The organism is Dermabacter jinjuensis, from assembly GCF_902381725.1.
GTDB classification, from domain to species: domain Bacteria; phylum Actinomycetota; class Actinomycetes; order Actinomycetales; family Dermabacteraceae; genus Dermabacter; species Dermabacter hominis.
Genome location: NZ_LR698963.1, coordinates 15,532 through 40,561 on the forward strand (window position 1 = coordinate 15,532; position 25,030 = coordinate 40,561).

Genomic DNA, 25,030 nt, shown 5'->3' on the forward strand with positions numbered 1-25,030 from the left:
ATCACCGAAAAAGGACTTCACCATGAACCTCCGAATCGACCATGCCGTCACCGAGGGCACATTCACCCTCGACGGCGAGACATTCGACGTCGCCAACAACGTGTGGGTCGTCGGCAACGACGAGGACTGCGTCGTGATCGACGCTCCACACGACATCGACATCATTGAAAAGCTCGTGGGCGAGCGTACGCTCCTCGCGATCCTCTTGACGCATGCCCACGACGACCACGCGCGTTTTGCCCCTAAGCTCGCCGAGCGCTTTGACGCACCGATGCTCCTGCACCCGGGCGATAAGAAGCTGTGGGCACTCACCCACGGGGATCTCGAATGGGATGCCGACCTTGAGGACGGCGACGCTTTCAGCATCGCCGACCACGAGCTCAACGTCATCCACACGCCCGGGCACTCCCCCGGGTCGGTGTGCTACCTCCTGCGCAGCACCACCGAAGGCGAGCCCGATCAACTGTTCTCCGGCGACACGCTCTTCGAAGGGGGCCCCGGCGCGACCGGACGCTCCTACAGTGACCGAGGGCAAATTGAAGACAGCATTCGCGAAAAGCTCTTTAGCCTCGACGACGCGACCATCGTTCACACGGGCCACGGCCCGGATACAACGATCGGCGCCGAGCGTGAGCGCGCGAAGGGCGACTGGCTCTAAACGCGCCTCACGCCGCGATTATCGCGAAGCGAGCTGGTCGAGGGTCTCCTCGACCAGCTCTTTTTCTCGCGCTCCATACGTGCCAGCGAAAGCGCTGAGCGCCTCTCGGCCCGGCGGCATACCGTGCGCGGCAGCACCCGCAACGCGCGCAGCGGCGACGAGCTGCGCAAAATCGAGAGCCTCCCCGAGCTCACGCCCCGCGACCACCGCGGTCACGAGCGCCGCCACGAGCGTGTCCCCCGCTCCCGTCGCATTCGCGCGCTCGACGACAAACCCCGGCCTCTCGAGCACCTGACCGCGACCCGCATCGATCGCGACAAGCCCCTTTCGGCCACGAGACACCACGACGAGCTCCACCCGATCGGCAAGTGCGCGCGCGGCCTCGAGCGCGGAATCGGTGCGTGTGTAGCGTTTGGCTTCCTCGTCATTTGGGCAAAACGCGTAGCAATGCTCGAGGTGGCGCAAGATCGCCGGATCCCACGCGCCCGAGTCGTCGTGGCCAACGTCGGCCCAGATTCGCGTGCCGCGCTCCCGCTCCCCCGCAAGCAGAGGCATGGTGTCGCGCTCGAGCGAGACCGTGAGGTGCTGCGCTTGCTCGGCAAGAACATGCTCGGTCGTCGCAAGCGGAGCGCTCGGCAGGCCCCCCGTGTAGAACATGCGATCGCCTTCGTACGGGATCGCCGCTGTACACGGAACATCCCAGCCCGCGCGCCTCACGCTCGCTCCGAGTCCCACACCGTCGGCCTCGAGCATCGGCTCGACGAGTCGGGAAATGGGCCCTTCACCAAGCTCGGTTCCGAGCGTGACGTCCATATCGAGCGCCGCCGCGGCACGCGCAACGTTTGCCGCGCCTCCAACAGCGAGGGCAACGGACTGCGTATGGCACTCCTCGCCAAGCTCCGGGAGCTGGGTGAAAGGCGTGAAAAGGACATCGAGGAACACAGGTCCCACGCATGCGAGATCACGAAGCGATAGGGTCGTTGGTGCCGCATCGTTGCAGGCTAGATCTTGATTCAGGTTCGTCACGTAAAAAGGCTATGGCGCGCACGGGCGCCCGTCAAAGACGCGAGTGCACCTGTCGCACTCGTTCACACCACACCCATGAGGAGGCCCTCACATGAAACTCACGCTGCTCGGTGGAGGAGGCTTCCGCGTCCCGCTCATGGTTCGCACGCTCCTCAAGGACAGCTCCGAACAGCGGGTTCGCGCCCTCACCCTGTGGGATGCGAATGAGGAGCGTTTGCGCACGATGGCGCGGATCGTCGAGGCCATGACCGCCTCGGTGCCCCACGCGCCGAGCGTACGCATCGCTACTGACATGCGCGATGCAGTGCGCGGAGCCGATTTTGTTTTCAGTGCGATTCGCGTCGGCGGCACCGATGGCCGCGCGCAGGACGAGCGCATCGCGCATTCGTGCGGCGTGCTCGGCCAGGAGACGACGGGCTTCGGCGGCCTGAGCTACGCACTTCGCGGTATTCCCGTGGCGAGGGCCATCGCGGAGGCAATCCGCGAAGAAGCCCCAAGCGCCTACCTCATCAACTTCACGAACCCCGCGGGAATCATTACCGAGGTCTCGAGCGAGATTCTCGGTGACCGCGTGATCGGCATTTGCGACTCCCCCGTGGGCCTCGCCCGCCACGCCCTCACAGCACTCGAAGATGCCGGCGAGGTCGATACCGGCACGAGCAGCCGCATTTTCGAAACCGGCGGTCCGGTACACATCGACTACCTGGGCCTCAACCACCTCGGTTGGGTGCACCGCATCCTCGTGAACGGCCGCGATGTTCTCCCCACGGTTCTCGAGCGCCCCGACCTCATTGAATCGTTCGAGGAGGGCAAGCTTTTCGGCGCCAAATGGGTTCAGCACATTGGCGCGCTGCCGAACGAGTACCTACACTACTACTATTACGCGCGCGAGGCTCGCCTTGCCGACGACCGCGCGGAAGCAACGCGCGGGATCTTCCTCGCCGCCCAGCAGGCCGACTTCTATCGCGAAGCCGCGCAGCTCGACGGGCACGCGGCATTCGAGGCATGGAACCGCACGCGTGAAGAGCGCGAAGAAACGTATATGGCGACGAACCGCGAAGCCGCGGGTGGAATCGAGCGCGAGGCCGCGGACATCGAATCGGGCGGTTACGATCGCGTTGCGCTCGCCGTGATGAAGGCCCTCGCCTTCGATCAGGCGACCGAGCTGATCGTCAACACGCCCAATAGGGGCCGCATTCCGTCGCTCCCGGACGATGCCGTCGTCGAAGCTCCGTGCCGCATCGACTCCAAGGGCGCGACGCCACTGGACGTCACCGGGCTCACGGGCCACCAGCTCGCACTCGTCACCCAGGTAAAGAACGCCGAGCGCACCGTAATCGCTGCTTCCCGCGAGGGAAGCGCCGATCTGGCCGTCGAGGCGTTCTTCTCCCACCCGCTCGTCGACGGCGTCGGTGTCGCGCGCGAGCTGCTCGCGAAGGCCAAAGAAAGCTTCGCCGAGGACCTCGCCTACCTACGCTGAGCGGAATCAGACTCATCGCCTACGTGCGTGCCCTCGCCATCCTGTAGGGCACGCAAGTAGGCGTTGTAGTTTTCGAGCTCAGCCCCACCGTCGCGCTCCGCCTTGCGGTCATAGTTACGGGCCGCCCTCTCTTCGCTGCGCGACCACTGGATTCCCGCGATGAGGGCATAGAACGCCGTGGGGACCTCGCTGATACCCCACATGATCGAGCCGCCCGCAAATTGCTGACGCTCAAGTTCAGCGCGCGGGAACATATTGAGAAGCGTGTACCAATCTCCGCCGATGAGCCAGGTCGCGCTCACGACAGCGATGCCAAAGAAGGCGTGGAACGTGAGCGTCACAAGCAGCGTGACGAGCTTGAGTACGGGGCTTATGGGCTTTTGGGCGGGGTCGATGCCGATAATCACCCACGCAAACAGGTAGCCCGCAAGGAGGAAGTGGACGGTCATGAGGAGGTGACCGACGTGTTCGAACATCGCCCACGTGAAAAACGGGGTGAAATAAAACAGCACGAGCGAGCCCGCGAAGAGGAAACCCGCAATCGGCGGGCTTGAGACGACGGTCGCGTAGCGCGTGTGAAGGATCGCGAGGATCCACTCGCGCATGCCGCGCGAGCCGTCGCTCCTGGGCGTCGCGGCCCGGCTGAGCATCGTGACCGGCGCGCCGAGTACGAGAAGCGGCGGGACAATAACCATGAGCGCCATGTGCTGGGTCATGTGGGCATCGAAGCGCACGCGCCCGAACGCGGCCGCACCACCGCTCATCACCCAGAAAAGTGCGAGACACCCCGCAAGCCAGAAGATCGTGCGCGAGTGCGGCCAGTGGTCTCCGCGTGCACGCAGACGGGCAAGCCCCAGGAGGTAGAGCACGGCAAAGAGAGCAGCAACGCCCGTGAACATCCAGTCCATCTGCCATACGGTGACGAGGCTCAGGAGGGAGAACTCGCCGCTCGGAGGCTCGTATCCCACGAGAGAAAGTACGCGATAGGTCTCGGGCGGCACGTACTGGGGTACGGGCGGCTCGGAACGGCCGAGGGCACTTGAGGCGCCGAGAATGACGGCAGCAATGAGCACCTCCACGCGCGCGAGGCGAGCGAAAGCGCGGCGGGCTGCGCGCTCGACATGCGCGTGGGCCGGTCCGACGGTTCCCTTCATCCTGTCGCCGCGCGCGACGGAGGTGTAGGTATTCACAAGCGGGGTGAGCGCGCGGCGCCGTTGCGCGTACCCAATCGCGGCGATGGCAACCGTAAGCAGGGCCTTGAGAAGCACGAGCCATCCGTAGCGAGTGGTGACGAATTGCGCGGGGTTTTCCAGCCGGATCGCGGCGTTGATGATCCCGGAATAGACGAGCGCGAGGATGGCAAAGAGAGCCCACGGGCTATAGCGCTTGAGCCACGTTGCGAGAGTCGCGGTATCGGTTCGGTGTGCTTCGGCAAGAAACACGAGGAGCGGACCGAGCCACGTGAGAACGCCAAGGAGATGCGCGATCATGGCGTTGACGGCGTTGAGGTGGTCGGTCGAGTTGCCGGCGTGCCCGAGGAAGCCGAGGGCGATGACGCTCAGGGCAAGCAGGGCGGTCAGCCACCCTGCTCCGCGCAGGTGCCTCGTGAGGGCGCCGATTCCCGCGGATAGGAGCGCGAAGACGAGGGCCCACACGGTGGCGCGCCCCAGGTCGGTCCTCCATATGAAGTATCCGAGCTGCTGAGGGGACATCGACCCCCGCGCGTTGGCGTACGTGAGATAGGTGCCGAGCGCGAGGAGCAGCCCGTAGCCGAGGGTGAAGCGTACGGCGAGCCGGCGCTGCCGATCCTGCATATCGCTCAGACGAGGGCTCTTGTGGCCGCGCGTGCGGCCGACGCCCGGTTGAAAGAGGCTTAGCGTGAGGGCATAGCCGAAGGCGAGGGCAAGCGCGAGGTATTCGGCGCACTTGACGGCGACGACAAGGTCGTTGGTAATGGTGCCAAACGTGCTCGCAAGCGGTCCGTTTGCTTCACCGGTGAGGGTGAGGCCAAGGACCCCGGCGAGACCACCGGCAACAATGACGAGGACGCTCAGGGGCAGGAGAGTGCGCGAGAGTCCTTTCACCGCGCACCTGCTCGTGCGCGCGCCGACTCGAACAAACACAGGGTTGTGGCCGTTGCAAGGTTGAGAGATTCGGCGCTCCCGTAAATCGGGATGGCCACGCGAGCATCGGCCGCCTCGAGCGTTGCCGCGTCAAGACCGTGGGCCTCGTTGCCCATGAGCCACGCGAGGCGCTCGGGAGGAGTCCAGTCAAAAAGATTCTGCGCACCGCGCGGGCTCGTCGCTGCCGTTGCGATGCTGCGAGAGCGCAGCGCATCGAGGAGTTCCCCCATGGGGACCTTGCGGGCAAAAGGAACGTGAAAGAGGCTTCCGGCACTTGCGCGTACAACCTTGGGCGCGAGCGGGTCGACAGAGCCCTCGGAAAAGAACACGGCGTGGGCACCGGAGGCGTCGGCCGTGCGCATGACGAGCCCGGCGTTACCGGGGTCCTGAAGGCGCTCGCACACGACGATCGTCACGGGCCCCGTCCCCTGGGCATCGAGCAGATCACGCCAGTCACGCTCCACACTTCGCGCAACGGCGATGGCACCCTGAGGATTTGTGACGCTCTGATGGCCCTGCTCGCGCACCATGGCCTCAATGACGTCGGGGGTGACGAGGCGCGGGCGCGCGCCGACCGTCTCAGCAAGCTGCTCGAGCTCCGGATGTGCGTCGCGCGCTTTTGTCGTCAGGTAGAGCTCGTCGAGGATGCCATCCCGCCCCTCGGCTCTGTCGCGAGCTTCGCGTTCGAGGAGTGCGCGTATCGCTTGGGGCCCCTCCACCCGGAATCGACCTTCGCGCTGACGCACTGAGCGCCCGGAAAGGGCGGCGATTTTTCCGACACGCGCACTGCGCGGCGTCAGCATCGCACCCTCCGGGCGCTCAGAGTGTGTCATTGGGTAGATCAGGCTACCGGTGCGTTGACGTCCTTCGGGAGGGCGTTCTTCGCGATGGTCACGAGCTGGGCGAAAGCAGCCGAGTCGTTCACGGCGAGTTCGGCGAGCATACGGCGATCAACCTCGACACCCGCGAGGCCGAGGCCCTGGATGAAGCGGTTGTAGGTCATGCCGTTGGCGCGTGCCGCAGCATTGATGCGCTGGATCCAGAGGCGACGGAAGTCGCTCTTGCGAACCTTGCGATCGCGGTAGCTGTAGGTACCCGAGTGGAGCACCTGCTCCTTCGCCTTGCGGTACAGGCGCGAGCGCTGACCGCTGTAACCGGAGGCCTGTTCGAGGATCTCCCTGCGCTTTTTCTTGGCGTTGACCGCCCTTTTCACGCGTGCCACGTGATTCTCCTTTGGTCGAAATGAAAAGTCTTATGGGGTGCTGAAAACTCAGCGGCCAAGCATGCGCTTGAGGTTCTTGACGTCGCTCTTGGCAACGTCGGTCACGCCGGCGAGGCGGCGCTTGTGGCGCGAGGTCTTGGCCTCGGCCTTGTGGTACGCGTTTGCGCGTTGGCGCTGCAGCTTGCCGGAGCCGGTGATGCGGATGCGCTTCTTCGCACCGGAGTGCGTCTTGTTCTTCGGCATAGTGCCTGTTCTCCTTCTGATTAAGCGCCCTATTCGGCGCTGGCTTCCTTCGCTGCGGCCTTTTCCGCATCGCTCTTGCGCTTGCGGGCTTCGGCGCGAGCCTGGGACTTCTTCTTGTGCGGCCCGAGCACCATGACCATCGTGCGGCCATCGACGCGCGGGTGGGATTCGACGAAGCCTGCTTCAGCGACGTCCTCAGCCATTCGCTGCATGAGCTTCATGCCCATTTCGGGGCGCGACTGCTCACGGCCGCGGAATCGAATCATGACCTTGACCTTGTCGCCACCGTTGAGGAACTTCTCGACGTTGCGCTTCTTGGTCTCGTAGTCGTGCGTGTCAATCTTGAGGCCCATGCGAATTTCCTTCTGCTGGGCATTGACCTGGTTCTTGCGCGCCTCGCGAGCTTTGAGCTTCGCTTCGTATTTGAACTTTCCGTAGTCCATGAGGCGTGCGACCGGTGGGTTCGCACCCGGAGCAACCTCGACGAGGTCGAGATCGGCTTCGTTCGCGAGCCGCAACGCGTCTTCGATACGGACTTCCCCGACCTGTTCACCGTTGGGCCCCACAAGAAGGACCTTGGGCGAGCGGATCTGCCCGTTGATTCGCTGTTCGCTGATGACTGCTCCTCACACAATAGAAATGCCTGGAACATCAAAAAAGGCCCCCGTGCATGCGGAGGCCCAACTCACGCGAGGGTGCGTGAGTCTCGTACTGACCCGGCAGCCTCGGCCGCTCGGGTGGGAGTGGGCTCCACTTGTAAGGGAACGCGAATGTTCCGAACAACAACGTTAGCAGGCGGCGCGATTGTGCGGAAGGGATGGCCGCGCCCGTGTGGCAGGCCTTACAAGCCCGACGCCACCCATCCCCTACGACTTTCCCGTTCGCCACACTTCTCACACATCACCAATTAAGAAATCCTGATTTTGCATAATCGGCGCGGCCTCTGTAAGGATAGGGCAGCCTTACCTCAGTCGATGAGCGACCGAGGACGACACAGAAAAGAGACTCTATGACGTCCATGACGCGCCGACAGCTCGGCCTCTTCACCCTTGCCGCGTGCTCCACGGGCGCCCTCGCCTCGTGCAGTGGCGACTCGACAAAGCAGGACGCCCGGTCGTCAAGCGACGCGAGCGGCACCCGCACCGTCACCGACGCTCGCGGCAAAGTGGACGTTCCCGTATCACCGAAACGCATTGGTGCAACCGACAACCGGATCTTCCGCAGCCTCGAGGCATGGGGAGTCGACCTGGTCGTCGCGCCGCGCCAGCTCATGCCGAAGGGCATTTCCTACAAGGATGACGAGAACATTCTCGATTCGGGATCACACCGCGAACCCGACCTCGAACAGTTCGTCGCTGCCGATCCCGATCTCGTTCTCAATGGCCAGCGCTACGCGCAGTACTACGAGGACATCAAGGCTCTCGTGCCAAACGCGGCGATCGTCGACACCGACATCGACACTGAGAAGAAACCGCTCGACGACGAGCTCAAGCGCCAGATCACACTCCTCGGCGCCACCCTCGGACACGAAACCGAAGCGCAGAAGCTCATCGAGGCTTTCGAGGCCGCCATCGAGCGCGTCAAGACGGCATATTCCACCGACAACACGGTCATGGGGCTCATTACCTCGGGCGGAACGATCAATTATGCGGCTCCCAAAACGGGCAGGGCCGTAGGCCCCCTGTTCCCCGTCCTGGGCCTCACTCCCGCGCTCGAGGTCGAAGGCACGAGCGATCACCAGGGCGATGACGTCTCCCTTGAAGCCATCGCCTCCGCGAACCCCGACTGGATCATCGTCATGGACCGCGACGCGGCCGTCGCCGCCGACGAGGAAGGTTACAAGCCCGCCGCCGAACTCATCGAGAACGCTGAAGCCCTCGCGCACGTCACGGCCATCACCGAAGGTCACGTCGTGTACATGCCCTCGAACTTCTACATCACCGAGGACATCCAGGCCTACACGGAATTCCTCGAGACCTTCGCGGACGCTCTCGAGTCGAAAAAGAGCTGACGCACAAAGGACTGCATGAGTGTGACAGAAGCCGCCCCACCGGCGGAGCGGAGAAGGCCCGCGAGCGGAACCTCGCTCGCGGGCCCTCGACGCAATCGCATCGCCCTGATCGTCGCTCTCTTCGCGACCCTCGCCCTTCTCGTGCTCTCACTTTTCGTGGGCGTCTACGACATCACGGGTGGCGATCGTGGATGGGACATCTTCCTCATCACGCGCGTCCCACGAACGCTTGCGCTCGTGCTGTCGGGCAGCACGATGGCGATGTGCGGCCTCATCATGCAGCTGCTCACGCAAAACAAGTTCGTTGAGCCCTCCACGACGGGCACGACCGAGTGGGCGAGTCTCGGCCTCATAGCCGTGATGATCCTCTTCCCTACGGCAGGGCTCGTTCCCCGCATGGTCGGTGCGATCATCTTCGCGCTTATCGGCACCCTCGTATTTTTTGGGTTCCTCGAGCGCGTAAGCCTCAAGAGCTCTCTCATCGTGCCCATCGTCGGCATCATGCTCGGCGCTGTCGTCGGGTCACTGACAACCTTTATTGCCCTCGAAACCGACACGCTGCAAAGCCTCGGCATCTGGTTCACGGGAAGTTTCACGGGTCTTGTCCGCGGCCGCTACGAGCTTCTCTTCCTCGTGCTCCTCGTTCTCGTCGCGGCGTTCATCGTCGCGGATCGCTTCACGGTCGCGGGCCTCGGCAAGGATGTCGCCACTAACGTGGGCCTCAACTATCGCGCCGTCGTTTTTCTCGGTGTCTTCCTCGTCGCAGTGGCCACCGGAATTGTCACCGTGATCGTGGGGCGCCTGCCCTTCCTCGGCCTCATCGTCCCGAACATGGTCTCAATGATCCGCGGAGACGATCTGCGCTCAAACCTTCCCTGGGTCATGCTGCTCGGGGTGTGGGTCGTGACGGTCTGCGACCTCATCGCACGCACGATCATCGCCCCATTCGAGATGCCCGTGAGCGTCGTGCTCGGCATCATCGGCGCGGCAGTTTTTCTCGCCCTTATCGTGAGGAGGAACCGTCGTGGACGATAGCACCCGCGAGCCCACCCTCCATCCGAGCGCGGCAACTCTCAAGGATCCCTCGCTCGCGACCGTCACCGACATTCGCGACGTCGAGAAAGCACAGGAGCAGCGCACACACAAGGGCATTCCCAATCTGCTGGCAACCGTCGGACCAGCGCGCGTAAGCGCGTGCGCTCCCGAACGGCACTCCGGTCCCTTCATCACCCGTTCCTCACGCACCCGATACGCGCTCCTGCTCGCGAGTCTCGCCACGATCGCGGTGCTGACGACCACCGGAATCTTGGCGTGGAACAACCCGCTGCCCTTCGGAAGCGAGGGTTTCTGGCGGATCGCGACGATGCGCGCGAGCGCGATCGTCGTCATGGCGGTGGTCGCCACGTGCCAGGCATTCGCCACCATCGCCTTCCAAACGGCGACGGCGAACCGCATCATCACGCCCTCGATCATGGGCTTCGAGTCGCTGTACGTCCTTTTGCACACGTCCGCGGTATTTTTCCTTGGCGCGGCGGGGATTACGCAGCTCACGGGTACCGGGCAGTTCTTCCTTATGGCGGCCCTCATGGTGGGCTTCTCCGGGCTCTTGTACGGCTGGCTGCTCAACTCAAAGACGGGCAGCATTCACGTCATGCTCCTCGTGGGAATCGTCCTCGGCGGCGGCCTGGGCTCGCTCTCAACGTTTATGCAGCGGCTGCTTGATCCGAGCGACTTCGACATCCTCACAACCCGCATGTTCGGCAATATCTCAAACGCCGAACTCACCCACCTCCCGTTCGTGATCCCGATTGTCGTGCTCACCGCAGCACTGTTGTTCGCTTACTCGCCTCGCCTCAACGTTCTCGCACTCGGGCGCGAAACGGCGACCAACCTCGGCGTTCACCACAAGCGCGCAACGATCCTCGTGCTTCTTCTCGTCTCGATTCTCATGGCGATGACGACCTCGCTCGTCGGCCCGATGACCTTCCTCGGCTTCCTCATCGCCGCCCTCACCTATCAGCTCACCGACACCTACGACCACCGGCTCCTGTTTCCCGCGGCAATCCTCATCGGCTACGACGTCATGACGCTCGCCTACTTCATCCTCCGGCACGTCTTTAACGCGCAGGGCGCGGTCACCGTCATCATCGAGCTCATTGGCGGGCTCGCGTTTTTGCTGTTCATTCTCCGAAAGGGGCGCCTGTGATTCGCGTAGAGAACCTCACGAAAAACTATGGGCAGGGCGTACAGATCGGTCCCGTCAACGTCGAGATTTCGAGCGGCCTCACCGCTCTCGTGGGCCCGAACGGCGCGGGCAAATCTACTCTCCTGACCATGATTGGCCGCCTGCTCGAGCCGGATTCGGGCACGATCACGATCGACGAGCGCGATATCGCTACGATGCCCTCGCGCGAGGTCTCGACGATGCTCGCGATCCTCCGCCAAGACAATCACTTCGTCACTCGCCTCACGGTGCGCCAGCTCGTCGCTTTTGGTCGCTTCCCGTATTCGCGTGGCCGGCTCACCGTCAAAGACGAGCGAATCGTGTCCGAAGCGATCGATTTCGTGAACCTCACGCCGCTCGAGAATCGCTTTCTCGACGAGCTTTCGGGAGGCCAGCGCCAGCGCGCATACGTCGCGATGGTGCTCGCGCAAGACACCGAATATCTGCTGCTCGATGAACCACTCAACAACCTCGACATGCAGCACAGCGTGCAAATGATGAAACAGCTTCGTCGCGCGAGCGACGAGCTGGGGCGCACGGTCGTGATCGTCGTGCACGACATCAACTTCGCGGCCCACTACGCGGACCACATCATCGCGATGAACGACGGCAAGGTCACCGTCCAGGGCTCACCCACCGAAATCGTGTGCGGCGAAACCCTCTCGCGCGTGTTCAAGACCGACGTCGACGTCGTTGACGGGCCGCGCGGGCCGCTCGCCGTCTACTTCTAAACCTGCCGCGCACGCCACCCGAGGGAGGAAATCCGGCGGGGCGGGCCGGGAATGAGGGCACGTCAGGCGGCTGCCCGAACCGTTCTGGGGCCGACGGTCACCTAGGCCGCCTCGATACCGAGTTCTTGTGCTGCGCGCGCCCTCACGCGCGAGCGGTGCACGCGCATGGCCACGAGCCCGCACACGGCGACGACGAGACCGAACGCACCCGCGGAAAAGAACGCCGCGCCGGCGCCACCCGCGTCGATGACGACGCCCACGATTGGGCTGCCAAGGCTCGAGCCGATCGTCATGGCACTACCGTGCCAGCCCATGGCCTCGCCGCGCGCAATCTCGGGAACGCGCCGCGAGATCGCTTCGCCCGTTGCGGCGATGCTCGGCGCGATCCCGAGCCCGGATATGAAGCACAGGATGAAGGCCGTGGGAAGGTTCGATACAAGCGCGATGGGCATGGTCACGATCGACAGCCAGAAGAGCACCCACAGCGGGTGAAGATCGTTTTTCATGGCACCGTAGGCGAGGCCACCGATCGCGCTGCCGAGGCACCAGATCGCGACGACGGGGCCGATGAAGTCTTTGTGATCGAGTTCTTCCATGAGGGCAACGATGCCCAAGTCCCCGGTGACGAGGATGACGCTGCCCACCGCCGTCGCGATGAGGATCGCGATGCCGCCGAGCGAGAGGAGTTGCCTGCGCGCGAGGGAGCGGGCTTCGTCGAGCGCTCGCGACGTTTCGGGAGAGGTCTCGTCGAGGTCGGCCTGGGACAGAGCAGTGATTTGACCGGTTTGTGTGTTCTCGAAGGCGATGCGCTCAGCGACCGCTGCGGGCGAGCGCTCGAGGCCGCTCTCGGCAACTTCGAGCGGCTCGGGCATACGTGTCGGCAGCACGATCTGCTCGCTCGAGAGGGGCGGGTCAACGATCATGAGCCCGATGCCGGCGATGACAACCGCGCCCCCGATCACCCACATCGCCACGTACGAGCCCCACGTGAAGACAAGGACGGTTCCCGCAGCCGGGCCGAGCATGAACACGAACTCGGTGATAACGGAGTCCAGAGCGAACGCGGATTTACGAATCTTTGCGGGGATGACAACCGAAAGGGAGGTACGCACGATCGAAAAGACCGGGATCGAAAACAGCCCCGCAACAAAGACCGCTGGGAGGAGAAGTCCGAACGGCAAAAACGGCGCGATCGCCCAAAAGACGAGGTTGACGATGATCGGCGGAATGAGGGTGCGCGCAAGCCCCTTCGTATCCATGAGCCGCCCTCGCCACGGCGCCGAGATCGCCGCACCAAGAGTCGAAGAGGTCACGACGAGACCGGCCATCATGTAATTCTGGCCGAGGCTCATGACGGTGTGGAGCGTCAGCACGAGACCCGTTGCAGAAAACGGGAAGCGTGCGAGGAACCCAAGGAGATAAATGGAGGGTGCCTTGGGAACCTGGAGAACCTCGCGGTACGTCGAAAGAGCCACCAGACGATCCTATCGCCGCGCCGGGACCACGGTGATTTTCAGGGAACTGACTCGCTCCGCGATGACCTGGGAGTGGGCGAGGTAGGTGCGGACCCGCGCCATGAGTGCATCGAGCTCTGCTTGCTCGAGGCCGGGAGTGAGGCCGAGCTTCAACTCGACTTCGCGCTCCTGTCCTGCCAGCACTTCGGCACCGTCAACTCCGTCGATGGCAGCCACGAGTGCCTCAACTTCGTCGAGCACCGTCGAGTCTTTGTAAGGCGCGCACCAACGCCTGCCCTGCGCGATTGCCCAGAGCGCCGATCGGCGAAGAACGAGCGGTGCGCCGTCGCGTCCGAGGTCGAGGGCGAGGCACGTGCACCCCTCGGCGACGGCCGACTGAGCTGCCTGTTCGAGCACCATCGGCACGGGTCGGGCCTCGGGACTCCACGCGGATAGAGCCGCGGCGCTTGTGAACACGGGAAGCGCCATGTGCCCATCGCGCAGTTGAAGCTTGAGCATAGCCATGTCGGAGGCGTTATCGGCGTGCAGCCCGCTCGCTGTTGTCGCGGTCTCGGTTGCGATCGCTTGGATTGGAATGAGCACACGCGTGCCGGCTAGGGCCTCGACGAGCTTTTCGCGTGTAGGGTCCTCCCCCGCATCGCACGCGTCGAGCGCCTTGGCGACACCCTCGTGTCGCTCCCCCACATCACCGGGGAAGTGTGAGGGCGTGAGGTCGCGCCCGTGCCACGGTGTTCCCGCGGTGTCCGCGCGCTGATCCTTCGTTGCGAAATGCGGGGGTAGCGTGCGCGCGACCTTGGGATCTTGTCTCCGAAGGCTCATTTTTTCCTTTCCGACGGTTGCTCGGCACCCTCGCTTTCGGCTCTCTGCACGCATGCGAGAGCCTCCGCGAGACCAAAGCGCCCTTCGAGGAGGGCACGGCCCATGATGGCACCCGCCACTCGGGTGTGGCCGGCAAGCCGCGCGAGCTCCTCGATGTCTTTCAGATCCGCGATTCCTCCCGATGCGATGAGTTCGGCGTCGGTCGCCCTCGAGACGCTCTCGAGGAGGGCAAGGGGCGGGCCCGAGAGAGCGCCGTCGCGATCGATCTCCGTGACGATGAGGCGAGCGCAGCCCGCGTCGTTGAGAAACGCGAGGATGTCCGTGAGCTCCCCGATGGGGTCCGCGCTTCCGCGAGGGTGAACGAGGGTTCCGCGCACGTCGACGCACACGGCGATACGCTCTGCGTGCATATCAATCGCCTCTCGCACAAAGCCACGGTCCGCGAGCGCGGAAGCGGAGAGATTGACGCGCGCACACCCGGTTGCGAGCGCCGTGGTGAGGGCATCGGGAGAGTCGATACCGCCCGAACACTGGGTGCGAACCCCGAGGTCCTGTGCGCCGCGCACGATCTCGGCGAGCAGCGTGTCATTGCTCCCTCTCCCAAAAGCCCGGTCGAGGTCAGCAAGGTGGATCCACGCGGCGCCGCTGCGCGCGAAGAGGCGCGCAGCCTCGGCTGGGTGCGGGCCGTCGTGCCCGCGCGGTGCGCGCGCGAGAGCCCCATCCGCGATGTCAATAGCGGGCAGAAGGGTGAGCTGAGACATGCTCCATCCCTAGCCCATCCGGATACGCCAAAAGGCGACGAGAACGCACGCGAGGCCAGTAACTGCGAGCGCGATGACAGCGAGAACCGGCTTCTTTTGCTTCGTGAACGAGTAGGCGCCGCCGAGGAGAATCCCTCCAAAGGCAAGCATGACGTAGGCGAGAATCACTTGCGTCGCCCGCCCGCGATCCACTTAACCGCTTCGAGGCGGCTGATGCTCGAGGGATCGTACGTCTCCTCGAGATCCTCGAGCGCATCGACGCCGAGGAGAAGATCCTCGACCTCCCCCGCGAGCGCGCCGAGCACGAGTGCCGGTGAGGTCTCCCCTTCGTTGCGACCCGCGCGGTAGCGGAACGCAATCATGCGATCACCGCGGCGCCAAAACATCACGACGCCTTGGCGCTGAAGCCCGAGGGACACGAGGCGGGCAAGCGTGTGTGCCTCTTCCTCATCCACGTGGCCCGTGAGGATCGCGCCTGTTTCCGCCTGCGCAGTGACGGCTCCCTCGGGAAACGGTGTGCGATCGTCTTCAGCGGCGAGCGCAAGACGCACCACGCCCGCGAGCGCCTTCGCCGACGCGAGTGGGGTTGCGACAATGGCGATCGGGGTGGGGGCTGCCGGGTCTTCGGCCGGCGCGGAATCATGGAGGGTCGAGAGATCGTCGGGGACCTCCACGTCATCGCCGCTTCCGCCGGGCGTCGCTGGAGTGGGGCCCGTGAGCGAGCCGGCGCTTCCCGGCGTGTTGGGTCCCGTTGGCTTGCGCAGACTGCCGGGAACCGCGTATCCGGTGGGCGGTTCGTCCCCTGAGCCTAGGATCGAATCGTCGATGTCGATCCCCCGCATCATCGCCTCGAACTCGGCATCGATTTTCGCCTTATCGCGATCGCTCTCGCCGTTCTCGCCGTTGCTGGGGGTCGCGGTCATCGTGCGGGCCTTTCGTCGACGTCGGTGGGCGGGTCCGTCACCTTCACGGACCCTCACGTAATTTTACGCCCCGGGAAGGGGCTAGGGTGGCGGGGTGAGAAATTACTACAGGGCCCTCGCGGCCGACGCTTTCCTTGTTGTCCTCTTTTCCGTACTCGGAACTCTGAGCCACAACGGCGCGCTCACGCTCGTGAACCTTGCGCGTGTCGCGTGGCCATTCCTCGCGGGACTCGTGCTCGCCCACCTCGTGCTGCGCGCGTGGCGGGTCGAACCGTGGCGGCTGTGGCCCCACGGCGTGTTCATCGTTGCCATCACGGTCGTGACCGCGATGCTTCTGCGCACCCTCACGGGCGCGGGCACCGCGCTGCCGTTCGTTCTCGTCTCCTTCGCCGTCAACGCGCTCTTCCTCCTGGGCTGGCGTGTGATCGCGGGGCTTGTGACGCGACGGAAGCAGGCAGACGTCGGACACAGCTCCACGCACTAAACCCGCGGCCGCACCCCGAGCGCCCCTAGTTCAAGCACTGCGCGCCCAGCAAGGTCTTGAGGGAGGCAAAAAGGGCAGGCGAAGGCGCCACCGACAGTCGCCGGTCCACGCGCATAAGCGTCGATCGGCCGGGCTCGGTAAGACGCAGGCGCACCTCGCTCCCGCCCGGGTTATCCTCGAGAATCCCCCGGAGCTGCTGGGCGACCTCGCTCGTCATGCGTGAATCGGGAACGGTGATCATCAAGGGACCATCGGACATCGCCCCGGACGTGTCAAGCACCCGCATCTCCTGCACGCGCATCTCGGGTGACCCCTTCGAGTTGTCGACGCGCCCCTTCATCGAGACGACGAGATCGCCCGCGAGCTCCGTGGCAACCTGCTGATACGACTGCGGGAACATGAGACAGTCGATTGCACCCTCGAGATCCTCGACGGTGACGATCGCCCACGTATCGCCCTTCTTCGTGATCTTGCGCTGAATATTCGTGATGAGACCCGCGATCGTGACCATCCCAAGCGAGTCCGTATCCTCGGCTTCCGCGAGGGCTGTGATCGAATGCGAGCTCGCCTGCGCAATAACGTGCTCAAGGCCCTGAAGGGGATGATCGCTCACGTAGAGGCCAAGCATCTCGCGCTCAAACGCGAGCTTCTGCTTGCGATCCCACTCGGGAAGCTCCGGAATCTGAATCGTCGCGGCGCTACCCGACGCATAGTCGTCGCCGAACATGCCGCCGCCGAAAAGGTCATCCTGCCCCTGAGCTTCCTTGCGTTTGACGTCCACGATCCCGTCAACCGCGTCCTCGTGCACGAGGACGAGCGAACGGCGGTTGTGACCGAGCGAGTCAAACGCGCCGCCCTTGATGAGCGAATCGATCGTGCGCTTGTTGCACACCGAAAGCGGAACCTTGTCGAGGAAGTCCGTGAATGACGTGAACTCGCCCTTCTCCTCACGCGTCTTGATGATCTCTTCGACGACGTGCGCGCCGACATTCTGAATCGCCGACAGCCCGAAGCGGATATCAGAACCGACGGCCGCGAAGTTCATGAGCGAGGAGTTCACGTCCGGCGGAAGCACGGTGATGTGCCGGTGGCGGCAATCGCCGAGGTAGAGGCCGAGCCGGTCGCGGTTGTTCTGGGTCGACGTGAGAAGCGCCGCCATGTATTCGGTGGGATAGTTCGCCTTGAGGTAGGCGGTCCAGTACGACACGACCCCGTACGCCGCCGAGTGCGACTTGTTGAACGCGTAGTCCGCGAACGGAAGCAGCACATCCCACAGGGCCTGCACGGCGGAATCGCTATAGCCGTGGTCGAGCATGCCCTGGCGAAAGCCCACGTACTGCTTATCGAGTTCTGCCTTCTTCTTCTTGCCCATGGCTCGACGAAGAATGTCAGCTTGACCAAGCGTGAAGCCCGCGACTTTCTGCGCGGTCTGCATGACCTGCTCCTGGTACACGATCACGCCGTAGGTCTCGGCAAGAATGTCGTGAAGCGGTTCTTCGAGCTCCGGGTGGATCGGCGTGATCTCCTGGAGTCCGTTCTTCCTGAGCGCATAGTTCGTGTGCGAGTTCATACCCATCGGGCCCGGACGATACAGGGCTGACACGGCGCTAATGTCGCCGAACTTATCGGGTTTCATCTGGCGAAGCAGGGAGCGCATGCCCGCACCATCGAGCTGGAACACGCCGAGAGTATCGCCGCGTTGAAGCAGATCGAATGTCGCCGGATCTTCGAAGCCAAGGTGGTCGAGGTCGGGGACCTCTTTGCCGTTCGATTCGATGTTCTCAATCGCGTCAGAAATCACCGTGAGGTTACGCAGCCCAAGGAAGTCCATCTTGAGCAGGCCGAGGGTTTCACACGTCGGATAGTCGAACTGCGTGATGATCTGCCCATCGGAAGGGCGACGCATCATCGGGATGATGTCGGTGAGGGTCTCGCTCGACATGATCACCGCGCACGCGTGTACACCCCAGCCGCGCGTGAGGCCTTCGACGCCCTGCGCGATATCCATGACGCGCTGCCACGAAGGATTCTCACGATACTGACGGCGGAAATCCTCAGCCTCCGCGTAGCGCTTATCGTTCTCGTCGAAGATGCCCTTGAGCGTGATGTCCTTGCCCATCACGGCGGGCGGAAGCGCCTTCGTCATCTGGTCGCCGAGCGCATACGGCTCGCCGAGCACGCGCGCCGAGTCCTTGATCGAGTTCTTCGTTTTCATCACGCCGTACGTAATGACCTGAGCGACCTTGTCGTCTCCATAGCGTTCGGTCACATACTCGAGCACCTCGCCGCGACGGCGATCGTCGAAGTCCACGTCGAAGTCGGGCATGGACACGCGATCCGGGTTGAGGAAGCGCTCGAAGAGAAGCCCGTGAGGAAGGGGGTCGAGATCGGTAATTCGCATCGCGTACGCCACCATCGAGCCCGCACCGGAGCCACGGCCCGGCCCCACGCGGATACCGCGTTCCTTCGCCCAGCGGATGAAGTCGGAGACGACGAGGAAGTATCCGGGAAAGCCCATGCGCGTGATGATGCCAACCTCGTAGTCGGCGCGTTCCTGCACTTCGTCGGGGATCCCGCTCGGGTACCGCTCGTGAAGACCCTTTTGGACTTCCTTCACGAACCAGGAGTGCTCGTCCTCTCCCTCGGGAACCGGGAAGCGCGGCATGTAGTTCGCGCCCTCCGCGGTCGTCGTGAACTGCACGTCGCACATTTCGGCGACCCGGAGAGTGTTATCGCACGCCTCGGGTAGCTCACGAAAAAGTTCGCGCATCTCACGTGCGCTCTTGAGGTAATAGCCCGAGCCATCAAACTTGAAGCGCCCCGGCGTATCGAACGTCGAGCCCGAGTTGATGCACAACAGGGCGTCCTGGATTTTCGCGTCATCTTCGTACACGTAATGCAGGTCGTTGGTGGCAAGAAGAGGCGCGCCAATCTTCTTCGACAGTTCGATGAGGTCTTTCGTGACGCGCCGCTCAAGCTCAAGACCGTGATCCATGAGCTCAACGAAGTAGTTCTCCTTGCCGAACATGTCCTGGTATTCGCCAGCGGCCTTGACGGCTTCGTCCCACTGCCCGAGGCGAATACGAGTCTGGATCTCACCGGATGGGCAGCCCGTGGAGGCGATCAGACCATCGGAATACTTCGAGAGAATCTCGCGGTCCATGCGGGGCCACTTGCCCATCTGGCCATCGAGCGAAGCGAAGCTCGCGAGCCGGAACAGATTGTGCATGCCCGCGGTCGTGCGGCTCAGGAGCGTGAGGTGGGTGTAGGCACCGCGCGCCGAAACGTCATCGCCGGCATCCTGCTGCGCCTTCGTGCCCCACTGCACGCGCGATCGATCGTGGCGGCTCGTTCCGGGCGTCACGTACGCCTCAACACCGACGATGGGCTTCACACCCGCGGCTACAGCGTTCTTGTAAAACTCGTAGGCACCAAACACGTACCCGTGGTCGGTGATCGCGATTGCCTTCTGGCCGGCTTCAGCGGCGGCGTTCACGAGCTTGCTGATCTTCGAGGCCCCATCGAGCATCGAGTAATCAGTGTGGACGTGAAGGTGAACGAAATCCTCTGAAGCCATGCCCACGATGGTAGTCGGCCGAGCGCAAATAGGCGGCCTCAGAAACCCGCACGTGCGATCCTGCTCTTAGCTTGAGCGCAACACTTCGAGCGCGTGCTCAAGATCCGTCGGGTACGGGGCCTCGAACGTCACGCGCGTATGCCTCGTGGGGTGCTCAAACGCGAGCGCTCGCGCGTGCAGCCACTGCCGCACGAGGCCAAGCTTCTCGGCCAGTTTCGGATCGGAACCATACTGCGGGTCTCCCGCAAGGGGATGCCCGGCGGCACTCATATGCACGCGGATTTGGTGGGTCCTGCCGGTCTCGAGTTTGATGTCGAGGAGGGAAGCGCCCGGGAACATCTCAATCACGTCGTAGTGTGTGACCGACGGCTTTCCGCTTGCCATAACGGCGAACTTGTAGTCGTGCTTCTGGCTGCGCCCGATAGGCGCGTCGATTGTGCCCTTCATGTTGTCGAAGTGCCCCTGGGCGAGAGCGTGGTAGCGCTTGTCGACGAGCCGATTGCGGAACGCGTTCTTCAAGACCGAGTAGGCGACTTCGCTCTTCGCAACAACCATGAGGCCGCTCGTGCCTACGTCGAGGCGAGAGACGATACCGCGACGCTCCTGCGCGCCGCTGGTCGTGATAGCCACGCCCGCGCCGAGCAGGCCGCCAAGAACGGTTGGGCCTTCCCACCCGACGCTCGGATGCGCGGCAACGCCCACGGGCTTATTGACCACAACGATGTCGGCATCCTCGAAGACGATGTCCATACCGTCCACCTTTTCGGGGGCAACATCGGCGATGTCGCGCACCTCGGGAAGCGCCACCGCGAGCTCCTGGCCCTCGCTCACGCGTTCCGAGCGAGCGGGGACCTCACCGTCGATGAGGACGTTGCCCGACTGCACGAGGTCCGCGACCTTCGTGCGCGAGAGCCCCAGGAGGCGGGAAAGAGCGACGTCGACGCGCTCCCCTTCGAGCCCACCGGGGACGAAGAAAAGTCGCTCGCCACTCACTCGCTCACCTCGACCTTCTCCCCCGCATCCAACGGGACGTTGACAAGGGTGAGGAGCACGAGCAGACCGGCTCCACTCGTGACGGCGATGTCCGCGACGTTAAAGATCGGCCAGTGCGGGAGCTCGAGGAAATCGACAACGTGACCGGTGAGCGGCCCCGGGTCCCGAAAGAGGCGATCGACGATGTTTCCGAGTGCGCCCCCGAGAAGAAGCGAGAGCGATATCGCCCACGCGCGCGAGCGCACGGAGCGGACGAGAACGAAGACAACGGCGAGCGCGATCCCGATCTGAACACCGGTGATGATCGGGGTGATCGAACCGCCGAGCCCGAAAGCAGCACCCGAGTTATAGATGAGGCGGAGTTTGAGGATGTCCCCGACGAGGGGCTGCGCGACGTTGTGCTCGAGGGTGTTTTCGGCCCACAGCTTCGACAGCTGGTCGAGCACAAAGACGATCGTGGCGATCGCGAACGCCACGATCAAGGTGGAACGGGCGGAAGCGCCGGCCGCACGTGCGGTTCCGGCGCTTCCCTTCATCGTGTTGCCGCTCACAGGCCGTAGTTGGCGGCCTTCTCCTGGCTTTCGCCAGTGTCGAGATCGCGAAGCTGGTTCTCGAGGTAGTTACGCAGGCGAGTGCGGTAGTCACGCTCGAAGGTGCGCAGCGATTCGATTTCCTTCTCAAGTTCGCTCTTGGTGCCTTCGAGGCGCTCAAGCGTGGTGCGCGAGGTCTCGTTGGCCTCGTTGATGATGCGCTCGTGCTCGGCGGTACCCTCGCTGATGAGACGATCGCGCTCGGCCTGACCGTTCGCGACGTGCTCGTCGTGGAGGCGCTGCGCGAGCGCGATGAGCTCAGAGGCGGAATCGGTTTCGCCAACGCGAGTCGCGCCTGCGGCCGCACCGGGAGCGACGGCAGCGACAGCGGTTTCGGTCTCCGGCTCGGTCGCGGGGGCCTCGGTCGGCTCATCGGCGCTTTCGGTTCCGACGGCTGCCGGTGCGACGGCACCGTCGCCTTCCTGGTTGACGCGGGCCTCGAGTTCGGCAACGCGGCTCTGTGCTTCCTCGAGCTCGCGCTTCAGGCGGTCGTTTTCCTCGATGAGTTCACGAAGGCGGGGAATGACGTCGTCGTCGAGGTACTTGTCGACCTCGTCCATGTCGTAGCCCTCGGTAAAGCGCACGGGAGTAAAGCGCTTGTCTTCGAGATCCTTTGGCATAAGAGCCATGGGTTCCACCTCTTGTCGTTTGAACAGATGATGACCATTTAACTCTACCTGAGAGTGCGGGCGCACCCTGAAAACACGGATCGTTTCCCGCAGCTACGCTCACAGCACGAAGGGAGCGACGAGCATCGAGATGATCGAGCACGCAAAGAAGATCACGAGGACGCTCACATCGAGCGCTACATCACCGAGTCTCAGTGGCGGAATCACGGACCTCAGGGCCTTCACCGGAGGGTCCGTCACCGTATAGATCAACTCGCATACGACGAGCACAAAGCCGCGCGGCTTAAACGATCGCGCGTACGACTGGATCATCTCGAGGCCAATCCGCACGAGCAGAAGAATCGAGAAAACATACGCCGCGAGGTAGACGACAGAGGCGAGGATCGCCATGTTCAGCTCTGGTTGTAGAACGTGCCCTCGTCGGTGCGGGACTCACCCTCAACTTCGATGAACTCCGGCGATAGCAGGAACACCTTGGTGGTCACGCGCTCAATCGTGCCGCGAAGACCAAACACGAGGCCCGCCGAGAAGTCCACCATGCGCTTGGCGTCAGCTTCACTCATATCGGAGAGATTGAGGATAACGGGAACGCCATCGCGGAACGATTCACCGATGCTCTTGGCGTCGTTGTAGGAGCGGGGGTGAATCGTCGTGATGCGCTGCATGGTCTCCGGTGCGGCCGGCGCAAGCGAGACGCCAGTCTGGTGCGGACGAAGCGGGGTCACGTTTGCCTCCTGGACCTTGGGCTCCACGGTGCGCTCCGGGACACGCGCAGCGTGCGTGTCCTCGGCCGCGTAGCTCTGAGTGTCGTCGTAGTAGGTGTCCTGTTCTTCGGCGAGCCCAACGCTCACCATCAAGTTGCGCAATGCGCCCATCGAAGTTCTCCCTATAAAGAAGCCGGTTGTTCGCCCCTGGGGAAGCACGGGAGTGCGGGGTCTTTCTTGAAACTACCGCAGGAAACCCTGGCGCCGCGGAATTTACACGCGTGTCGCACGTTGCGCTTAGGCGCGATTCTCACACGGCCCGGGGGCTTCGCGTAATGACGCCCGCAAAGCGCCCGGTTCGTGGATCACGGCGGTAGGAAAAGAGTTCTTCGCTTTCGAGCGTGCACCGCTCGAGAACCTCGATCCCCTCGGGTGCAAGACCCGCGTCTCGCAGCGCGGCGACAGCACCGGCAGGCAGGTCGAGCGCCGGGGTATTCCACGACGTGCGCGAGGCTAGCGCAGGCTGAATCTCGACCGATTCCCGGAACATCGGCTCGGGAACTTCGTAGCATCGCCCGCACACCGACGGGCCGATAAGTGCGCGGATATTCGCGGGGCATGCACCGAGGCCCATCATCGCCTCAACACTCGCACCGAGGACTCCGCCGAGAAGGCCGCGGCGCCCCGCATGCGCTGCCGCGATCACGCCACGCTCTTCATCGGCGAGCAGCACCGGAACGCAATCGGCGACCATGATCGCAAGGGCGACGTCGGAACGGTCCGTCACGAGGGCATCCGCGACGTGCGCGTGCTCCCGCATGGCACGGACGTCCCGCTCACTGCGCACGATAGCGACGTCCGCGGAATGCACTTGTTCGACGAAAACGAGAGGTACCCCGAGTTCGCGCTCGAGAACCTCCCGACGCGCACGCACCCTATTCGGATCGTCGCCTACATGCAGCGCAAGGTTGCCTTCAGCAACGCCCGTGAAAAGGGCGCGAGCCCCCGACAAGTCGAAGGCCCGCGCATATGGTTCGCTGCTCATGGTTCAGCGAAGGAACTGGGGAATATCGAGATCGTCGTCCGGGTTCGAATCCTGCTGGATCGAGGGAACGTTGGGCACCTGCGGCCGCTCAACCTGGACTGCGCCTTCCGCCTCAGCTGGATCCTGCTGCGCCCCCTGAGCCTGTTCGGTGTTGACCTGCGGCGAGCGAGCCGGGATGTAGCCCTGGCCCTGCGCGGGAGCCGAAACCCAGTCGCGGCTCGAGCTTTGCTGCTCGGGCTGGGCGGGGGCAGCCTGCGGGGCGCTATTCGGCACACCCTGCTGCTTCTGCTGCGCGGCATCCTCTGCGCGCTCGGGCTTCGGGTCGAAGCCCGCGGCGATCACGGTCACGCGCACTTCGTCGCCGAGGGCATCATCGATGGCGGTACCGAAGATGATGTTCGCGCTCGGGTGAGCAGCTTCCTGGATGAGGCGCGCGGCATCCGACACTTCGACGAGGCCGAGATCGCTGCCACCCTGAACCGACAGGAGCACGCCGTAGGCGCCGTCGATCGATGCTTCGAGCAGGGGGCTCGAGACCGCGAGTTCAGCGGCCTGGAGGGCGCGGTCGTCACCGCTCGCGGTGCCGATGCCCATGAGCGCAGTGCCGGCGTCCTTCATCACGCTCTTGACGTCAGCGAAGTCGAGGTTGATGAGGCCCGGGGTGGTAATGAGGTCAGTAATGCCCTGCACGCCCTGAAGGAGAACCTGATCGGCGAGCTTGAACGCGTCGATCATCGACACCTTGACATCGGCAAGTTGGAGCAGCTTGTCGTTCGGGATGGTGATGAGCGTGTCGACCTCGGCCTGGAGAGCATCGATGCCCGAATCGGCCTGGGTCGAGCGGCGGCGGCCCTCGAACGTAAACGGACGCGTCACCACGCCGATCGTGAGAGCACCGAGCGAGCGAGCAATCTTCGCGACGACGGGCGCGCCGCCCGTTCCGGTGCCGCCACCTTCACCAGCGGTCACAAACACCATGTCGGCACCTTCGAGCGCCTCGGCGATTTCGTCGTTGTGATCTTCGGCAGCCTTGCGCCCGACCTCCGGGTCAGCACCGGCGCCGAGGCCGCGGGTCAGTTCCTTGCCGACATCGAGCTTGACGTCGGCATCCGACATGAGCAGCGCCTGGGCATCGGTGTTAATGGCAATGAACTCGACGCCCTTGAGGCCGGATTCGATCATCCGGTTCACGGCGTTGACGCCGCCGCCGCCGACACCGACGACCTTAATGACTGCGAGGTAGTTCTGCGATCCGTCCACGTGGATGTCCTTGCTTTCGTTGCTCCAGCTCCACCCCATCACACTGCCTAGT

26 protein-coding genes are annotated in these 25,030 nt (G+C 63.8%); 7 read left to right on the forward strand and 19 right to left on the reverse strand.

Annotated features, from left to right (window positions below):
* The first annotated feature begins 22 nt into the window (after window positions 1–22).
* Window positions 23–658 (forward strand): MBL fold metallo-hydrolase, encoded by a 636-nt coding sequence (locus tag FXY94_RS00055; protein ID WP_016662958.1) that lies wholly within the window; start codon window positions 23–25, stop codon window positions 656–658.
* Between the two features lie 18 nt (window positions 659–676).
* Here FXY94_RS00055 and FXY94_RS00060 read toward each other — a convergent pair whose 3' ends face one another.
* Window positions 677–1,684: a carbohydrate kinase family protein gene (locus tag FXY94_RS00060; protein ID WP_084813894.1), complete on the reverse strand. Its 1,008-nt coding sequence runs from the start codon at window positions 1,682–1,684 to the stop codon at window positions 677–679.
* A gap of 91 nt (window positions 1,685–1,775) precedes the next feature.
* On the opposite strand from FXY94_RS00060, the gene FXY94_RS00065 reads away from it, so the two are divergent.
* Window positions 1,776–3,164 carry a family 4 glycosyl hydrolase gene (locus tag FXY94_RS00065; protein WP_016662960.1) on the forward strand — a complete coding sequence of 463 codons (1,389 nt, stop codon included), beginning with the start codon at window positions 1,776–1,778 and terminating at the stop codon, window positions 3,162–3,164.
* Here the strand turns inward: FXY94_RS00065 and FXY94_RS00070 are convergent.
* From FXY94_RS00070 to infC, 5 genes are read right to left on the reverse strand one after another with little or no spacing between them, the layout of a single operon-like run.
* The gene (locus FXY94_RS00070; RefSeq protein ID WP_016662961.1) at window positions 3,152–5,248 is read right to left on the reverse strand and encodes a cytochrome c oxidase assembly protein; all 2,097 of its coding nucleotides are present in this window, start codon (window positions 5,246–5,248) and stop codon (window positions 3,152–3,154) included. The genes FXY94_RS00065 and FXY94_RS00070 overlap by 13 nt on opposite strands.
* Complete coding sequence (locus FXY94_RS00075) at window positions 5,245–6,120, reverse strand: TrmH family RNA methyltransferase (RefSeq protein WP_040386323.1); 876 nt, start codon at window positions 6,118–6,120, stop codon at window positions 5,245–5,247. Before FXY94_RS00075 ends, FXY94_RS00070 begins: the two co-directional genes overlap by 4 nt.
* 8 nt (window positions 6,121–6,128) lie before the next feature.
* Entirely contained in the window at window positions 6,129–6,509 is a 381-nt protein-coding gene (gene rplT, locus FXY94_RS00080) for a 50S ribosomal protein L20 (protein WP_016662963.1), read from the reverse strand.
* A gap of 48 nt (window positions 6,510–6,557) precedes the next feature.
* Window positions 6,558–6,752 carry a 50S ribosomal protein L35 gene (gene rpmI / locus FXY94_RS00085; RefSeq protein WP_016662964.1) on the reverse strand — a complete coding sequence of 65 codons (195 nt, stop codon included), beginning with the start codon at window positions 6,750–6,752 and terminating at the stop codon, window positions 6,558–6,560.
* 29 nt (window positions 6,753–6,781) lie between these two features.
* Window positions 6,782–7,369, reverse strand: coding sequence for a translation initiation factor IF-3 (infC, locus tag FXY94_RS00090; RefSeq protein ID WP_051120580.1), 588 nt, complete (start codon window positions 7,367–7,369; stop codon window positions 6,782–6,784).
* A gap of 392 nt (window positions 7,370–7,761) precedes the next feature.
* Between infC and FXY94_RS00095 the strand changes: the two genes are divergently transcribed.
* Genes FXY94_RS00095 through FXY94_RS00110 form a run of 4 tightly spaced genes read left to right on the forward strand, consistent with a single transcriptional unit; the run spans window position 7,762 to window position 11,718 of the window.
* Window positions 7,762–8,763, forward strand: coding sequence for a siderophore ABC transporter substrate-binding protein (locus FXY94_RS00095; RefSeq protein WP_016662966.1), 1,002 nt, complete (start codon window positions 7,762–7,764; stop codon window positions 8,761–8,763).
* Between the two features lie 15 nt (window positions 8,764–8,778).
* On the forward strand, window positions 8,779–9,798 hold the full coding sequence (locus FXY94_RS00100; RefSeq protein ID WP_040386324.1) for an ABC transporter permease: 1,020 nt from the start codon (window positions 8,779–8,781) through the stop codon (window positions 9,796–9,798).
* Window positions 9,788–10,969: an iron chelate uptake ABC transporter family permease subunit gene (locus FXY94_RS00105; RefSeq protein WP_016662968.1), complete on the forward strand. Its 1,182-nt coding sequence runs from the start codon at window positions 9,788–9,790 to the stop codon at window positions 10,967–10,969. Before FXY94_RS00100 ends, FXY94_RS00105 begins: the two co-directional genes overlap by 11 nt.
* On the forward strand, window positions 10,966–11,718 hold the full coding sequence (locus tag FXY94_RS00110) for an iron ABC transporter ATP-binding protein (RefSeq protein WP_016662969.1): 753 nt from the start codon (window positions 10,966–10,968) through the stop codon (window positions 11,716–11,718). The genes FXY94_RS00105 and FXY94_RS00110 overlap by 4 nt, the downstream gene beginning before the upstream one ends.
* A gap of 101 nt (window positions 11,719–11,819) precedes the next feature.
* Here the strand turns inward: FXY94_RS00110 and FXY94_RS00115 are convergent, their stop codons facing one another.
* From FXY94_RS00115 to FXY94_RS00130, 5 genes are read right to left on the reverse strand one after another with little or no spacing between them, the layout of a single operon-like run.
* The gene (locus FXY94_RS00115) at window positions 11,820–13,193 is read right to left on the reverse strand and encodes an MFS transporter (RefSeq protein WP_016662970.1); all 1,374 of its coding nucleotides are present in this window, start codon (window positions 13,191–13,193) and stop codon (window positions 11,820–11,822) included.
* Window positions 13,194–13,202: 9 nt separating this feature from the next.
* Window positions 13,203–14,012, reverse strand: a complete 810-nt coding sequence (locus FXY94_RS00120; protein ID WP_040386325.1) for an SseB family protein — start codon at window positions 14,010–14,012, stop codon at window positions 13,203–13,205.
* The gene (locus FXY94_RS00125) at window positions 14,009–14,773 is read right to left on the reverse strand and encodes a HisA/HisF-related TIM barrel protein (RefSeq protein WP_016662972.1); all 765 of its coding nucleotides are present in this window, start codon (window positions 14,771–14,773) and stop codon (window positions 14,009–14,011) included. The genes FXY94_RS00120 and FXY94_RS00125 overlap by 4 nt, the downstream gene beginning before the upstream one ends.
* A 9-nt stretch (window positions 14,774–14,782) precedes the next feature.
* Window positions 14,783–14,941 (reverse strand): hypothetical protein, encoded by a 159-nt coding sequence (locus FXY94_RS10710; protein ID WP_016662973.1) that lies wholly within the window; start codon window positions 14,939–14,941, stop codon window positions 14,783–14,785.
* Window positions 14,938–15,696: a hypothetical protein gene (locus FXY94_RS00130; RefSeq protein ID WP_016662974.1), complete on the reverse strand. Its 759-nt coding sequence runs from the start codon at window positions 15,694–15,696 to the stop codon at window positions 14,938–14,940. Before FXY94_RS00130 ends, FXY94_RS10710 begins: the two co-directional genes overlap by 4 nt.
* 94 nt (window positions 15,697–15,790) lie before the next feature.
* Here FXY94_RS00130 and FXY94_RS00135 point away from each other — a divergent pair, with 94 nt between their 5' ends.
* Window positions 15,791–16,180: a DUF3054 domain-containing protein gene (locus FXY94_RS00135; protein ID WP_016662975.1), complete on the forward strand. Its 390-nt coding sequence runs from the start codon at window positions 15,791–15,793 to the stop codon at window positions 16,178–16,180.
* A 25-nt stretch (window positions 16,181–16,205) separates the two neighbouring features.
* Here the strand turns inward: FXY94_RS00135 and dnaE are convergent, their stop codons facing one another.
* The 8 genes from dnaE to ftsZ all read right to left on the reverse strand — a co-directional run bounded on the left by dnaE (window position 16,206) and on the right by ftsZ (window position 25,017).
* Entirely contained in the window at window positions 16,206–19,757 is a 3,552-nt protein-coding gene (dnaE, locus tag FXY94_RS00140) for a DNA polymerase III subunit alpha (protein ID WP_016662976.1), read from the reverse strand.
* 66 nt (window positions 19,758–19,823) lie between these two features.
* Window positions 19,824–20,750 carry an RluA family pseudouridine synthase gene (locus tag FXY94_RS00145; protein ID WP_016662977.1) on the reverse strand — a complete coding sequence of 309 codons (927 nt, stop codon included), beginning with the start codon at window positions 20,748–20,750 and terminating at the stop codon, window positions 19,824–19,826.
* Entirely contained in the window at window positions 20,747–21,301 is a 555-nt protein-coding gene (gene lspA / locus FXY94_RS00150; protein WP_197736220.1) for a signal peptidase II, read from the reverse strand. Before lspA ends, FXY94_RS00145 begins: the two co-directional genes overlap by 4 nt.
* Window positions 21,298–21,969 (reverse strand): DivIVA domain-containing protein, encoded by a 672-nt coding sequence (locus FXY94_RS00155; RefSeq protein WP_016662979.1) that lies wholly within the window; start codon window positions 21,967–21,969, stop codon window positions 21,298–21,300. The genes lspA and FXY94_RS00155 overlap by 4 nt, the downstream gene beginning before the upstream one ends.
* Window positions 21,970–22,068: 99 nt before the next feature.
* Window positions 22,069–22,359, reverse strand: coding sequence for a YggT family protein (locus tag FXY94_RS00160; protein WP_016662980.1), 291 nt, complete (start codon window positions 22,357–22,359; stop codon window positions 22,069–22,071).
* A 2-nt stretch (window positions 22,360–22,361) separates the two neighbouring features.
* On the reverse strand, window positions 22,362–22,844 hold the full coding sequence (locus FXY94_RS00165) for a cell division protein SepF (protein WP_016662981.1): 483 nt from the start codon (window positions 22,842–22,844) through the stop codon (window positions 22,362–22,364).
* Between the two features lie 139 nt (window positions 22,845–22,983).
* Window positions 22,984–23,718: a peptidoglycan editing factor PgeF gene (gene pgeF / locus FXY94_RS00170; RefSeq protein WP_016662982.1), complete on the reverse strand. Its 735-nt coding sequence runs from the start codon at window positions 23,716–23,718 to the stop codon at window positions 22,984–22,986.
* Between the two features lie 3 nt (window positions 23,719–23,721).
* Window positions 23,722–25,017 carry a cell division protein FtsZ gene (ftsZ, locus tag FXY94_RS00175; RefSeq protein WP_016662983.1) on the reverse strand — a complete coding sequence of 432 codons (1,296 nt, stop codon included), beginning with the start codon at window positions 25,015–25,017 and terminating at the stop codon, window positions 23,722–23,724.
* Window positions 25,018–25,030 lie beyond the last annotated feature (13 nt).